Source organism: Corallococcus sp. EGB (assembly GCF_019968905.1).
In the GTDB taxonomy this organism is placed as follows: domain Bacteria; phylum Myxococcota; class Myxococcia; order Myxococcales; family Myxococcaceae; genus Corallococcus.
Map to the genome: position 1 here is coordinate 8164269 of NZ_CP079946.1, position 13679 is coordinate 8177947.

Here is a 13679-nt window from a genome sequence, read left to right on the forward strand (position 1 = left end):
TGATGTTCGCCCTGCCTGCGTCGGTGCGCGTGGTGCTGGCGATGGAGCCGGTGGACATGCGCAAGTCGATTGACGGCCTCATGGCGCTGGTGCGCACGGCATGGGGCGAGGACGTCTACTCGGGGCACCTCTTCGCCTTCGTCTCCAGGCGGGGCGACCGCATCAAGGTACTGACGTGGAGCCGGGGCGGCTTCGTGCTGCTGTACAAGCGGCTGGAGACGGGCCGCTTCCGGCTGCCGCCGGTGGACGCGGGCGCGCAGGCGGTGACGCTGGACGCCACGCAGTTGGCCATGCTGCTGGACGGCATCGACGTGGCCCAGGTGAGGCGCCAGCCCGCCTGGACGCCTCCCGGGCGTCCGGGCACCTGACGTGCCCGGCCCGGGACACGGCGCGGCGGCGGGGTGTTGAAGCCCGGTGCCCCGTGAGCTTCCCCAAGACCACTTCTGCCCCTGGCGCGAAGAGGCCGAAGAGCTCAAGGAGCGCCTGACGTCGCTGGAGGCGAAGATGGCGGCGCTGGAGCGTCACGTCTTCGGCAGGAGGACGGAGAAGCTGCCGACGGTGGCCGCCGAGTTGCGTGGAGCCACGGACTCGACGGCGGCCCAGGCCGAGGCCGCGAAAGAGAAGCGGCAAGAGAGAGCCGCCCGCAAGGCCGAGGGGGCCCCGGCGCGGGAGATTCGCCACGCGGTGCCGGCCGAGGAGCGCCACTGCCCGGCGTGCGGCAGCGAGGACTTGAGGCCCCTGGGCAAGGGCAAAACCTCGGTGGTGTACGAGTACGTGCCCGCCCGCTTCGAGAAGCAGGTGCACGTGCAGGAGGTGCTGGCGTGCGCGTGCGGCCGGGGCGTCGTCACCGCCCCGCCTCCGGCCCGGGTGGTGGACAGGGGCGAGTACGGCCCGGGCTTCCTCTCCCACGTGGTGACGTCCAAGTGCGCGGACGCCATGCCCCTGCACCGGCTGGCCCAGCGGGTGGAGAGAGGCGGCGTGCCCATGAGTCGCAGCACGCTGACGGACCTCTTCCACCAGGCCGCCTCGGTGCTGCTTCCTCTTTCGCAGCACCTCCTGCAGTGCATTGCGTCCGCGGACGTGGTGTGGGCCGACGAGACGCCCATGCGCGTGCTGGACGTGAAGAAGACACGCCAGGGCTACCTCTGGACCTTCCTCACCCAGACGCCCACGGGCGAGTGGCTCATCGGCTACCGCTTCAGCCTCGGCCGGGCCAGCACGACGCCCGAGGACGTGCTGGGCGGCACCCGGGGCGCCCTCGTCGTGGATGCCTATACCGGCTACAACGCGGTGACGCTGCCCGAAGGGCGCGTCCGCGTCGGGTGTTGGGCGCATGTGCGGCGTCGCTTCTTCGACGCGCTGCCCACCGCGCCCGAGGCCCGCGAGGCCTTGGACTTCATTCTGGCCCTCTACCGGGTGGAGGCGCTGGCCCGCGACGCGGGCGTCGTGCGCACGGACGCGCACCAAGCGCTGCGCCAGCAGCAAAGTCTCCCCGTCCTCACTGCGCTGCGTGCGTGGATGGAATCCCAGGCCCCACGCCACCTGCCCAGGGGCCCCATGGGCCAGGCCCTTTCCTACGCGCTCAAGCAGTGGGACGCCCTGGCGCGTTTCGTCTCTGACGCGCGTCTGCCCTTGGACAACAACCGCTCCGAGGCGGCGCTGCGCAAGGCCGCCCTGGGCCGGAAGAATTTCCTCTTCGTCGGCCACGAGGCCGCAGGGCAGAACCTCGCCGGCCTCTACGCTCTCGTCGCCACCTGCGAGGCCAACCAGGTCAATCCCGAGGCCTACCTCGCGGATGTCCTGTTGCGCGTCCAGACGCACCCGTACTCGCGCATCGGTGAGTTGCTACCTCACGAGTGGATGCGGCGACGCGCCGCTGACCCGCCCGAGTCACCCCTCCAGCCCAGTCCCTGACCAACTCGCTCCTCGCGGCGCTCGCTGAGCACGGTCGTGGTCCGTCTTCAATCCTTCCGGCACGTCACTGGCCGGACGGTTACTGGGTGGGCACTGCCGCCCCCGGTCCAGGCTCCGCGCCTGATCGAGCAGCCCACGCTGCCCGTCACCGGGCCGCCCGCGAAGAAGCTGCCGGTGTACTCGGCCGCCGTAGCGACACCGGAGCTGTACCTGTCGTGGGTGCTGCCACGAGGCTTCGATGAAGCCAGCGCCGTGCATGACTTCGTGAGGGCCGCCCTGAACACGGGGCCTGGTTCATGCGCAGGGGCGGCACAGCCTCTGCTCCGGCCCGGCGCACAGCCCGCGGGGCACCCTCCAGCGGCCCTTCTTGGCCCCTCTTCACCAGCCCGCCGCCCTCAACAGCGCTCCTATCCGTCCTATACTTGAGCCGACGGCTTTCGGACGAGGGTTCGATTCCCTCCGCCTCCACAGTGCGAAGCCCGGCAATCTCAACAGGTTGCTGGACTTTTTCTTTGCCTGCGGTTCGTCATGTGCCCCCAGGGGCGAGGCTCTGATCAATGAGTGCGCCCCATGCCGTGACCGAAGAGCTTCGACGCACCCTGATTCACGCCTCGGCTGATTGGGTCGGGCTCCAGAGTGAGCCGAGAAGATTGAGCACGGCTTGGGGCCGGGCGCGGTAGTAGCCCAGCCCCGAGCGCAGCGCATTCTGAAGCTCGGCCATCTCGTCGAAGAGGACATTGTGCGTGGCACGCTGGCGCAGAGGGCGCCACAGTCGCTCAATGGGCTGCAGTTGCGGACTGTAGGGTGGCAGCCGATACAGCGTCAGGTGTGGGTAGCGCCCCAATGCCCAGTCCACCGGACGTCCGCGATGCCAAGGCGCGTTGTCGATGACGAGAAGGACTTCGGGGTACGCGTCGGCAGGGTACGCCCGAGCGACGTTGAGCAAATGGTGGGCAAAGGCCACCTGCATCCGCCTCGTCTTCGACAGCCCATCCTTGCGGCGTTTCTGGGGGCGGCTGCCGTACAGTCGGCTCGTTACCGCGCCGGTGGTGACGTTGGCCGAGGCAAACGTGTGCACCACGTCCTTGCAATCGCGGGTTCCAATCACGGGGCGCTCGCCCTTGAGGCCCAAGGTGGCCGTCAGCGTGGGCACCATGGGAAACCGCGCCTCGTCCTGGCTCAGAAGGACCAGCTCGCCTGCCGCCGCCTGGCGTTTTTTTCGCTCAACTCCTGCTGGGCTTGCTGCTGCCGAGCCGGGTCTGCGCGCAGGAAGCGGTAGGTAGGCCGGTAGAGCCGGACGCCATGGCGGCGGCAGAAGTCGCCCATGGCCGTCTCACGCACGCGAATGCCTGTCTGCTGGTGGAGAAAGTCGGCCAGGGCGACGTGCGTCCAGTTGGCGCGCTTGAGGCCGCATGCCCGAGGGCCCTGGCGAATCCAATCCAGCAGGGTGGGCGCCAGGTGCTCGGGAATGAGGGGCGTCTTGCCTGGCGCCCACTGAATCTTCAGCCCTTCCAGGCCGCCAGCGCGGTAGCGAGCCAGGAAGCGCTGCACATTGCGCGTCGTGGTGCCCAGGTCCTCGGCAATCTGCTGCTGGGGCCGGCTCCGGGCGGTCATCAGCACCGCCTGGCACCTGTCGCGCAATCGGCGGTCCTCCGTTGTTCGGAAGCACGCTTCCAGCTCGCTCCTCTGCTTCTCACTCAGCTCCAGCCGGCTCATGCAGGTTCAACCCGCGACCACTGACGGATTCATCCGAGCCGTGAATCAGGGGAGGCACCTCTGTCCGCTTCCGGGACGCGACATCCCGGAGCCTCGCAGGCCCCGAGCGCCTGGATGCCGTGGTCCGTCATCTTCAGCGCCCCGCTGGGGCAACCACCACCTGCACGTGCTGGGCAGGAGGGCGACGGGGACGACGGTGGAGGCGGCGCGCGGAGGTTTCGCGGGTGTCCTCCAGGAGGCCCGCGGACGCCGGCGAAAGAGCGCACGGGGCCTTCCTGCTCCCGTTCCAGGAGTCACTCACCGCCTCCACGCGGCCGGTGCTCTGGACGTTGTGGGCGGCGGTGGGCTTCGTGCCGCTCATCGCGTGCTCCAACGTGGCCAACCTGATGCTGGTGCGCGCGCTGGCGCGACAGCGGGACGGGGCCATCCGCGCGGCGCTGGGCGCGCATCCGCGGCAGCTCCGTGCGCTGGTGCTGGGCCAGGGGCCTTCGGCTGACGCTCTGGGGCGTGGGCGCGGGCGTGGTGGCGGCGGTCGGCTGCACCCAGCTGATGGCCAGCCTCCTGTACGGCGTGGAGGCCCGCGACCCGACCGTCTTCGCGGGCGTGGCGGGGGGCTGTCCCTCTGCTCGCTCGTGGCGTGCTGGGTGCCCGAGCTGCGCGCCAGCCGCGTGATGCCCGCCATCTGCCTGAGCTCCGACTGAGCCAGGCGTGGTCATCCTCCGCCGAACCGCTGTATCCTTGCGGCCTCCCGGGAAGGCGGCATGAATCGGATGCGGGTGTTCGCGATTGGAGTGGCTGTCCTTTTTACCGGGGCGGCAGTGGCCGGTGTTGTGCTTCGAGGCCGCTCCGCCCCGGAGCCAGGCGACGACTTTGACGCGGACCTGGATCGGCGCCCGGGGTGCTGGGTGAAGGTGAAGTCATCCGAGCCGGGAAAGTGCCCTGGCGGCGTCGGCCGCCTCCACAAGGGGCAGTGCTACATGGCCGACTGGGCTGAATGCGCGAAGTCCTACTGAAGGGCCTCCGCGGCCAGGTCCCGCACGTCGTTGTCAGAGCAACCCCTGGGCCTTCAATGCGTCGATGGCGGCGGCCAGCGCGGGATGGGGTGACTGCAATGCGCCCGGCGGGGAGCGCACCGTGCTGACAAAGACAAACGCGCCCTCCTTCGTGGCCACGTGCCCCACGAGCCACGTCAGATTCTCCTCTGGAAGCGTGAGCGCGCCTGTCTTCGCGCTGAGCACCGCGCCCTCCTTCCAGGGGCCTCCCATGTCGATGGCATCCCGGACATGCGCCACGGTCTGGGGACCCTGCACCAGGGTGCGCCTCACGGTTTCCTGCGTGCCCGCGCTCACGGGGAGCTGTCCCCTGTAGAGCCGTGCCAGGAAGTGGAGCTGCTCCTCGGGGGAGATGCGAAGCGGTCCAGTCAGCCAGAACCGGATGATGTCTCCCGAAGCCTCCGCGTTTCCGTAATGGAGGCGCTTCATCCAGGCTTCCTCGCGTTCACGACCCAGCCGGGTCGCGAGTCCCTGGAAGACCCACAGGGCCGAGCAGCGCATGGCCGTGTCCAGTGTCTGGTCCTGGTTCCATGCCGGGTTGCCATAGGGGGTGCCGTCCCATCGGACCACCTCGTCTGGCTTCAACACGCCCTCCTCCAGCGCGATGAGCGCATGCGGAATCTTGAAGGTGGAGGCGGGAGCCAGGCGCTGTTGGCAGAGGCTGCTGTCGTTGAAGGCCACCTGGTCTGTTTCCAGGTTCAGCAGGCCGAAGCAGCCGGGATGACGGGAGAAGATGCGGAGCGGGGTGGGGCGATGACCCGCGCACGCGAGGGACGTGAGCAGCAGGAGCCAGCCGGCATGCCGCCACCTGAGAGGAAGGAGTTGGGACATGGGGGCGGGGCACGGCAAACCTCGCGCCAGCAGTCGTCCCTCCAGGAGCGCGGTCGGGGGGCCGCGTCTGGCTGAACGAGTCCTTCACCGCATGGCTGGACCGGCAGACCGTGGACCGGCTGGAGCCGTCCTGGGACTACCAGCAGGAGCGCGCCATGTCCGCGACGCGGTCCGCGCTGGAGTCGGATGCGTTGGAGGCCGCGCTGCCCGTGCGCAAGCCGGTGGAGAACAATGACGACATCGTGGGCTCGTTCGACAACGGAACCACGTATGACAAGGACTCGTCCGTCATCGTCATGTACGAGGCCTGGCTGGGGCCGGAGCGCTTCCGCGACGTAATCCGGGGCTACCTCCGCGAGCACGCCTGGAAGGTCGCGACGATGGAGGACTTCCTCGCGGACCTGTCCCAGTCGGCGGGGCCGGAGGTGGCGCGGTCCTTCGGCGGGTTCATCGTCCAGAAGGGAGCGCCGCGCATCACCGCGCAGCTGTCGTGCCCGGCGGGCGGCGCGCCGACAGTGAAGCTGTCGCAGGAGCGCTACCTGCCCGTCGGGTCCAAGGCGGACGCGAAGCAGGAGTGGCAGGTGCCCGTGTCTCTGCGCGTGGGGACGGGCACGCAGTCGTCGCGGGTGTGCTCGATGTTGCAGGGACCGTCGGCGGACGTGGACGCGGCGGTGGAGCGGGGCGACCTGCCGCTGGGGGAGGCCTTGAAGGCGGTGCCTGCCTCGGCGAAGTCGACGAACCGGCTCGTGGTGCAGAGTGGTGCTTCGCTGCTCGGGCAGGTGCCCGTGGATCAGCTCACGCAGGAGGAGCGCCAGCGCTTCCGCGCGTGGGTGGCGTCGCTCTACTCCGCACGCGCGAGGGCGATGGGCTGGGTGCCGAAGCCGGGCGAGGACGACTCGGTGAAGGAGTCGCGCTCGCTGTTCCTCCAGTTGGCCGGTGGGACCGGGGATGATCCGCAGTTGGCGAAGGAAGCGCTGACCCTGGTGCGCGCGTGGCTGGCGGACCGGAAGTCGGTGGATCCGGAGGCATTCGGCAGCGCGCTGCCCCGGGCGGCGGCGCATGGCGACGTGGCGCTGTTCGACGCGCTGCTGGAGGCGGCGAAGAAGGAGCAGGACCGCAGCGAGCGTTCCCGGCTGCTGACATCGCTGGCGTACTTCCGGAACCCGGACCTGCTGTGGCGCGCGCTGGGGCTCGTGGTGTCACCCGATTTCGACGGGCGTGATTCGCAGGTCATCCTCGGCATGGCGCTGATGTCGCCGGAGTCACAAGCGCTGGCGTGGAACTTCTACCAGACGCACTTCGATGCACTGAGCCAGCGGTTGCGCTCAGATGAGCTGGGCCGGCTGATTGGACAGACGGGGAACCGCTGCAACGAGATCGACCTCGCGCAGGTGGAGACGTTCCTCACGCCCCGCGTGGACAAGATTGAAGGCGGACCACGAGCGCTCGCCCGGGCCCTGGAGTCCATCCGTCTGTGCATCAAGGCCCAGGAGGTCCACGCCCCGAGCGTCAAGGCATTCCTCCGCACCCGGTGAGTCTGGGATAGGGTGGCCTGCACGGGCCACCCGGCCGAAACGACTCAAGGAGCTTCAGTCCGTGGCGAGCGCAGGCGAACAGCAGCCGGAGCAGACCTTCACCGAGGCCATTCTCGGCAAGGAAACCCTCTCCGCGACCTGGATGAAGCGGTGGCTTCGGCTGCCTTTCAGTACGCGCGTCGTGGTGGCCAGCGCCGGCTTCGCAGCCCTCCTGTTCCTCCCGTACCTGGGAGCGGTGGGGCTGTGGGACTGCTGGGAGACGCACTATGGCGAGGTGGCTCGGATGATGATCGAGCGCCGCGACTACGTGTATCCCTTCTGGGAAGGCGCCCACTTCTTCTCCAAGCCCCCGCTCACCATGTGGATGCAGGCGCTGGGCATGCAGGTGGTGGGCACCGTGCGCGGCAGCGGCGCGGTGGCCCTCTACACCGAGTGGGGCATGCGCATCCCCTTCGCCCTCCTCAGCATCACCGCGGTGGCGCTCCTCTCGCTCGCGGTGTCGCGAGTGGTGAGCCACCGCGCGGGCCTGGCCACGGGCTTCATCCTGGCCACCATGCCGCTGTACTTCCTGCTCACGCGGCAGACGGTGACGGACACGCCCTTCGTCACGACCTTCAGCTGCGCCATGGCGTGCGCGCTCATCGGTCAGCTGGATGAGACGACGAAGCACCGCGCCGCGTGGTGGTACGGCTTCTACTTCTTCGCCGGCCTGGCCACGCTGGCCAAGGGTCTGCTCGGCGTGGGCCTGCCCGCCGTCATACTGGTGCTGTACGCGGCGCTGGCCGTCATTCCCTGGGACGGCGCCAGCGTGGAGCAGCACCTGCGCTGGCTGTCGGACAAGGACTTCCGCAAGGACGTGCGCGAGGGCCGCATGCCCATGCCCGTGCTGTGGGGGCAGATGTATCGGATGCACCTGGGCACGGGCATCCTCGTGTTCCTCGCGGTGGCGGTGCCCTGGTACCTCACCCTGTCTCTCTTCAAGGAGGTGGACGACGAGGGCAAGCTCTTCTGGTACCGCTTCTTCATCCACGACCACCTGAACCGCCTCACGGCGGGCGTCTACACCACCACGCCGGGCGGCACCTTCATCTACTTCATCGAGCAGGGCGGCTTCGCCATCTTCCCCTGGGTGGCGCTCTTGCCCGGCGCTTTCGCCGTGGTGTCGCGGCTGCGCCTGCGCTCGGCGAGCAAGGCGGATCATCTGGCCCTCATCGCCGTGCTGTGGGTGGCCTTCGCATTCTGGCTGCTGTCCTCCAGCGCCACGAAGTTCCACCACTACGTCTTCCCCGTGCTGCCGGGCCTGGCCATCCTGCTGGCCCTCTTCGCGGACCGGCTGTGGGAGGAGGGCATCTCCGCGCACGCGGTGAGCCTCATCTTCGGGTTCGTGCTCTTCGTCCTGGTGGGCAAGGACCTGGCGGAGAACCCGAAGAACTTCACGGACCTGTTTGTCTTCAACTACGACCGCCCGTACCCGCAGGACCTGGTGACGAAGCCCATCGCCTTCTTCGCCGCGCGCCCGCTGTGGGCGGGGGACCTGGTGACGCTGGTGCTGCTGGCCTTCGGCGTGTACCTCGCGTTCGACGTGTTCGCTCCCCGCGCGAAGGAGAAGGCATCACCGGGGGCGCGCGCGGTGGCACTGCTGCTGTTGTTGTCCGGCGTGGCCACGCTGGGCGCGGTGGCGTCGCGGGCGCAGGTGTCCGCGGAGGTATTGCTGGGATTGGCGTTCCTGGCGGTGGCCGGCTTCCTGGGCTGGCAGTCCTCGCGGCCGGGCACGGAGGGCCGCTCGTCGCTGAGGACGGTGGCGGGGCTCATCGCGGTGGTAGGTGTGGCGCTCGCGGTGCGGGGCTTCCGCCAGCCGGTGGCGGAGGACTCGCTGCTCAAGGCGCTGTCCGAGCCCGTCAACATCAAGAGGACGCTGGGCTTCACCTTCGCGGTGGCCGGAGCGCTGGCGGTGGTGGCGGCCCTCAGGCGCACGCGGGTGATGCTGTTCGGTACGTTCTGGGCGCTTGCGGCGGGCGTGGCCCTCTGGTTCAACTGGAGCCACTGGGTGGACCTGGCCCACCACTGGACGCAGCGTGACCTCTTCTGGCGCTACTACGAGCAGCGCAAGGCGGACGAGCCCATCGTCGCGTACATGATGAACTGGCGCGGTGAGACGTTCTACTCGCAGAACACGGTGGAGCAGTTCCGCGCCCGCGACGCCAGCACACGCATGCGCAACCTGGCGGCGCGGCCGGGCCGGGTGTGGGTGCTGGTGGAGCACAACCGCCTCAACCTGGTGCGCGACGCGGTGGGGCCGGACCACGTGGTGACGCCCGTGGACCGGGACATCAACAACAAGTTCGTGCTGGTGACCGTCGACTGAGCGGTATCCCAGCGCAGGAGCGCGCGCAGGGAAAGCGGGCCAGGGTCGGCCATGGCGCCATTCAGCGTGCCCGCTGGAAGTTCCCGTCCTCGCAGAAGACGCCGGGTGAGGGGGGCGCTCCCTCAAGCGGGGGTGGAGCCGGGGCTGGAGGAGGAGAGCCCGGCCCTGGCTGCGACAGTGGAGTCGGCGAAGGAGCGCACGCCGCGATTGGCTTGGGCGGGACGCCCGCGGCGCGGTGGAAGGTGCGCACGAAGTTGGAGAGGTCACCAAAGCCGACGTCGAACGCGATGTCGGTGATGGAGCGAGCATCGTCGGCCAGCAGTCGGGCCGCGTGGCGCAGGCGGGAGCGGATCAAGTACTGGTGCGGAGAGACGCCCAGGACCTTCGAGAACAGCCGGAGGAAGTGGAACGGACTGAGCCCGACCTCCCGCGCCACCCGTTCGAGCACGACCGGCTCGTGCGAGTGCGCGTCCAACCACAGCGCCGCCTCCACCGCGCGGCGGCGATGCTGCGGCCGGGCGTCCACCGGCCTGAGCTTCCTTCCAGTGGCGACGTCCACGAAGCGTGCAGCGAACAGGCCCCCCAGCTCATCGAGCCCCAGGTCGCGCCTGCCCTCCACCGCCGCCCGCGCGAGTTCGGCGAACACCATCAACTCCGGCAGCGGAGGAACGGGGCCCGTCCGCCAGACCTCCTGCCGACCACCGAGGGCATCCACCAGCGTCTCCGAGAGCCCGAATGACAGACACTCGTCCCCCACCACGTGCTCGTGCGTGCACTGGTATTCGTCACCAGGGTGGCCAATCAGCAGCGAGCCCGCCACCAGCTCGAACGTGTTCCCCCGCGTGTGGTAGCTGAAATAGGCAATGGAGAAGCCCGTGTGCTGCTCCGTGAACGGCGTGTCCCAGGGACCCGCGTGGCACCGGTAGTCGAACACCGAGAGCGAATCGCACTTCATGACCGTCGTCGCCGCCATCGTTCTCCCCGTCCGCCAGCCGCCGCATCCAGGAGGGCCGCCCCGTGCGCTGTCATGACGCGGCGCGACCCTGGTCACGCCCTACGCACCGCGCTTGGAGAATCTTGCGCGCTGGCGAGCCTCGCCTGGCGGACAGGGCGCCCCCAAGCATGTAATTGCCAGCGCTCGTGGTAAAATCCTAACTCCATTTGAAGTGGGGGATTCTCCGATGAAAAGCCTATTGAGGAGTCTTTGCGCCGTCTGGGCTGGCCTCTCGCTTTGCGGATGCAGCATGACCGGCGGGGAAGCCGCGGCGGCTCCGGTGGAGCAGGACGACAACGACCTCCGGGCCGCGCCAGGCAACCTGCATGATGCGCGGAGCGTGGGAGCGGAGGGAGGGATTCCCTACTTCATCCGTGGAGAGCTGGGACAAATCGACCTGGGGGCGGATGCGCGGCTGCTCCCAGGAGGGCCGCGGACGCAGGAGTCGCTGCGAGGCATCGCGCCCGCGTTTCGCCTGCGTGGCGAAGACCTGATGCTGTCGCGGGTGCAGGTGGACGAACAGGGCCACAGCCACCTGCGCTTCCAGCAGTTCAAGAACGGGCTGAAGGTGGTGGGCGGCGAGCTGATTCTCCACGCGGACACCACGGGCCTCATCTACGCGGCCAACGGTTCAGCACGTGACGGGGCGAAGGCGGAGGTGTCGCCGGCGCTGTCAGAAGCCATGGCGGCGAGCGCGGCGGTCCGCGACCTGGGGGTCCGCGACGCGGTGGCGGAGCGTCCCGCGCGGCTGGTGTATCTGCTGGGCGAAGGCGCGCGTCCGACGACGCTGGCCTACGAGGTACACGTCACAGGCGACCGCGGCGACCTGCCAGCGGACGAGCAGGTGTACGTGGACGCGGAGACGGGAGCGCGGCTGGCGGTCCATTCGCGCATCCATACGGCGCTGAATCGCCAGGTGTACTCGGCCAACAACGGCACCACGCTCCCCGGCACCCTCAGGCGCTTTGAGGGAAGCGCGGCCACGGGCGACTCCCACGTGGACGAGAGCTTCGGCCACCTGAGCACCATCTACCAGTGCTACCTCCAGAACTTCGGCCGCGACTCCTTCGACAACGCGGGCGCACCGCTCAGGAGCACGGTGCACTACGGCTCCAACTACGTGAACGCCTACTGGAATGGCGTGCAGTTGGTGTACGGCGATGGGGACGGCGTGAATTCCACCGCGCTGGGCAAGTCGCGGGACGTGACCGCGCACGAGCTGACGCATGCGGTGACGGAGCTCGAGTCGAACCTCGTCTACGCCAACGAGTCCGGGGCGCTCAGCGAGTCCCTGAGCGACATCTTCTCCGCCTACTGCGAAGCGTGGGCGAAAGGGTGGAGCATCGACAGCGGCGTCTACATGATTGGCGACGACGTCTGGACCCCGAGCATCCCGAACGACGCGCTCCGATACATGAACGACCCCGTGCTGGACGGGGCGTCGGTGGACTACTACCCGAACTACTCCTCCGGCACGGATGTGCACTACGGCTCCGGCATTCCCAACCTGGCCTTCTACCTGCTCGCCCAAGGTGGCACCCACCCACGCGGCAAGACGACCACGGTCGTGTCGGGCATTGGCATCCAGAAGGCGGGACGCATCTTCTATTGGGCGAACACGAACTACTTCACCTCCACCACCACCCTCCGTCAGGCAAGGCTGTACACGGTGCAGGCCGCCCAGGCGCTCGGCTACGACGCGGCCACGACACAGTCGGTCGAGAACGCATGGACCGCCGTGGGGGTGTCCTCGCTCGAGATGCCGCAGCTCATCAACGGCGTGCCGCTCCCAGGCCTGGGAGGCGCCCCGGACAGCACGCAATACGCCTACTTCGATGTGCCGAGTGAACCGGGCGGCGGAAACTGCCTCTCGCTCATGGAGGGTGGGAACGGCGCGGTCAACACGCTGGCCACCCCGAGCAAGCTCACCATCAGCACCAGCGGCGGCACGGGGAACGCGGACCTGTACGTGAAGTTCGACTCGCAGCCGACGCTCGTCAACTTCGACTGCCGGTCGATGCTTCCCGGAAATGAAGAGACCTGCACGTTCCCCAGCCCGTCCCCTGGCAGGTGGTACGTCATGTTGCATGGCAAGAACGCTTTCGCCGGCGTCTCCCTGAAGGCCACCTACACCCCTGCCACCTACGACCCGCCCACGGTGAACATGAAGGGAAGCCTCAGTCTTGGCGATCAGCACCCCATGGGCCCCTTCTGCGTCATTCCAGGCAGGAAGCTCACCGCGGTGATGACGGGAACGGGGGACCCGGACCTGTACGTCCGCTGGAACCAGCCCCCCACGCTCACTGATTACGACTGCCGCCCCTACCTCGCCGGTGCCTCCGAGTCGTGCCTGATGACGGTTCCGTCCGGCGTGCAACGCGTCTACCTCATGGTGCGGGGCTACACCGCGAGCACCTACGACCTAACCTTGACGTACAACATTCCGTAGGGCCGGAGGACAGCAGGTCTTCCACGGAGCGAGGCGCCCTCCTGCGCCTCGCTCCAACCCGGCTCAACCCTCCGCGCCTACCGAAACAAGCACCAGGCTCAGCGCAACACGTAGCCGCCATCGGCGAAGAGTGTCGAGCCGGTCATGGAGCTGTTGGTGAGCAAGAACAGGGCCGCATCCGCGACATCGTCGACGCGCCCGACCTCACCGAGCAGCGTGGCGGCGCGATAGCCGCTGAAGGCGGCGTCGCGGAGCTCGGCGGGGCGCCGACGCCACAGGTCGCTGTCGACGGTGCCCGGCGCGATGACATTGACCCGACGCGGCGCGAGCTCCGTGGCCAGCCCCCGCGCGAGCCCTTCGACCGCGGCGTTGCAGGCGGCGTAGGCCGCGCCCCCCTTGACGGGCCGGGCGCCAGCGGCACCCGACATCAGCACCACCGATGCACGCTCCGTCAACTTCGGCAGCGCGGCGTGCACGGCCCAATATTGTCCCCAGAACTTGTGCGTGAACGGGCTCTCCGCGACCTCGGGCGCACTGTCGGCGAAGCTTCCGACGCGGTAGCTCGCCCCAGGAGTGAAGAGCATGTCGACGCTGTCGAGGTGGCCGAAGAACGCCGCCAGCGACTCGCGCGACGCTGAATCGACGGTGTAGCCGCGCGCGCCGGCGCCCAACCGAGCCAGTGCACTGTCGAGTCGGTCTTGAGAACGGCCCCCGATGACCACGTTGAGCCCGCGCTCGGCCGCCAATTGCGCGGTTCGAAAGCCGATGCCGGAGCTGCCGCCGATCACCACCAACGTCTTGTCGCGTGACATCCTGTCTCCTC

The 13679-nt window shown here is 68.7% G+C and carries 11 protein-coding genes; 6 read left to right on the forward strand and 5 right to left on the reverse strand.

Annotation, left to right across the window (positions count from 1 at the left end; all coding sequences use genetic code 11):
• The first annotated feature begins 2 nt into the window (after positions 1-2).
• Together tnpB and KYK13_RS33215 are read left to right on the forward strand one after the other, a co-directional pair.
• Positions 3-368 carry an IS66 family insertion sequence element accessory protein TnpB gene (gene tnpB / locus KYK13_RS33210; protein WP_223634903.1) on the forward strand — a complete coding sequence of 122 codons (366 nt, stop codon included), beginning with the start codon at positions 3-5 and terminating at the stop codon, positions 366-368.
• A gap of 46 nt (positions 369-414) precedes the next feature.
• Positions 415-1914, forward strand: coding sequence for an IS66 family transposase (locus KYK13_RS33215; protein ID WP_223634905.1), 1500 nt, complete (start codon positions 415-417; stop codon positions 1912-1914).
• A gap of 604 nt (positions 1915-2518) precedes the next feature.
• Here KYK13_RS33215 and KYK13_RS33220 read toward each other — a convergent pair.
• Complete coding sequence (locus KYK13_RS33220) at positions 2519-3106, reverse strand: transposase (protein WP_370645454.1); 588 nt, start codon at positions 3104-3106, stop codon at positions 2519-2521.
• A complete protein-coding gene (locus tag KYK13_RS33225; RefSeq protein ID WP_255654082.1) occupies positions 3094-3555 on the reverse strand; it encodes a helix-turn-helix domain-containing protein in 462 nt (153 codons plus the stop codon). Before KYK13_RS33225 ends, KYK13_RS33220 begins: the two co-directional genes overlap by 13 nt.
• 299 nt (positions 3556-3854) lie before the next feature.
• Between KYK13_RS33225 and KYK13_RS33230 the strand changes: the two genes are divergently transcribed.
• Positions 3855-4331 (forward strand): hypothetical protein, encoded by a 477-nt coding sequence (locus KYK13_RS33230; protein ID WP_223638038.1) that lies wholly within the window; start codon positions 3855-3857, stop codon positions 4329-4331.
• A 345-nt stretch (positions 4332-4676) separates the two neighbouring features.
• On the opposite strand, the gene KYK13_RS33235 is transcribed toward KYK13_RS33230, so the two are convergent.
• A complete protein-coding gene (locus KYK13_RS33235; protein ID WP_223638040.1) occupies positions 4677-5363 on the reverse strand; it encodes a penicillin-binding transpeptidase domain-containing protein in 687 nt (228 codons plus the stop codon).
• A 221-nt stretch (positions 5364-5584) separates the two neighbouring features.
• On the opposite strand from KYK13_RS33235, the gene KYK13_RS33240 reads away from it, so the two are divergent.
• Together KYK13_RS33240 and KYK13_RS33245 are read left to right on the forward strand one after the other, a co-directional pair.
• Complete coding sequence (locus tag KYK13_RS33240; RefSeq protein WP_223646883.1) at positions 5585-7048, forward strand: ERAP1-like C-terminal domain-containing protein; 1464 nt, start codon at positions 5585-5587, stop codon at positions 7046-7048.
• Between the two features lie 61 nt (positions 7049-7109).
• The gene (locus KYK13_RS33245; RefSeq protein WP_223638041.1) at positions 7110-9413 is read left to right on the forward strand and encodes a glycosyltransferase family 39 protein; all 2304 of its coding nucleotides are present in this window, start codon (positions 7110-7112) and stop codon (positions 9411-9413) included.
• A 61-nt stretch (positions 9414-9474) separates the two neighbouring features.
• On the opposite strand, the gene KYK13_RS33250 is transcribed toward KYK13_RS33245, so the two are convergent.
• Positions 9475-10368 carry an AraC family transcriptional regulator gene (locus KYK13_RS33250; protein ID WP_223638043.1) on the reverse strand — a complete coding sequence of 298 codons (894 nt, stop codon included), beginning with the start codon at positions 10366-10368 and terminating at the stop codon, positions 9475-9477.
• A gap of 289 nt (positions 10369-10657) precedes the next feature.
• On the opposite strand from KYK13_RS33250, the gene KYK13_RS33255 reads away from it, so the two are divergent.
• Complete coding sequence (locus KYK13_RS33255) at positions 10658-12856, forward strand: M4 family metallopeptidase (RefSeq protein WP_223638045.1); 2199 nt, start codon at positions 10658-10660, stop codon at positions 12854-12856.
• A 98-nt stretch (positions 12857-12954) separates the two neighbouring features.
• Here the strand turns inward: KYK13_RS33255 and KYK13_RS33260 are convergent, their stop codons facing one another.
• Positions 12955-13668 carry an SDR family oxidoreductase gene (locus KYK13_RS33260; protein WP_223638048.1) on the reverse strand — a complete coding sequence of 238 codons (714 nt, stop codon included), beginning with the start codon at positions 13666-13668 and terminating at the stop codon, positions 12955-12957.
• Positions 13669-13679: the final 11 nt, after the last annotated feature.

Excerpts from the sequence above, each read along its gene's own strand:
- KYK13_RS33250 (WP_223638043.1), bottom strand. The coding sequence starts at position 10,368 with ATGAAGTGCGATTCGCTCTCGGTGTTCGACTACCGGTGCCACGCGGGT.
- KYK13_RS33255 (WP_223638045.1), top strand. The coding sequence starts at position 10,658 with ATGACCGGCGGGGAAGCCGCGGCGGCTCCGGTGGAGCAGGACGACAAC.
- KYK13_RS33260 (WP_223638048.1), bottom strand. The coding sequence starts at position 13,668 with ATGTCACGCGACAAGACGTTGGTGGTGATCGGCGGCAGCTCCGGCATC.
- tnpB (WP_223634903.1), top strand. The coding sequence starts at position 3 with ATGTTCGCCCTGCCTGCGTCGGTGCGCGTGGTGCTGGCGATGGAGCCG.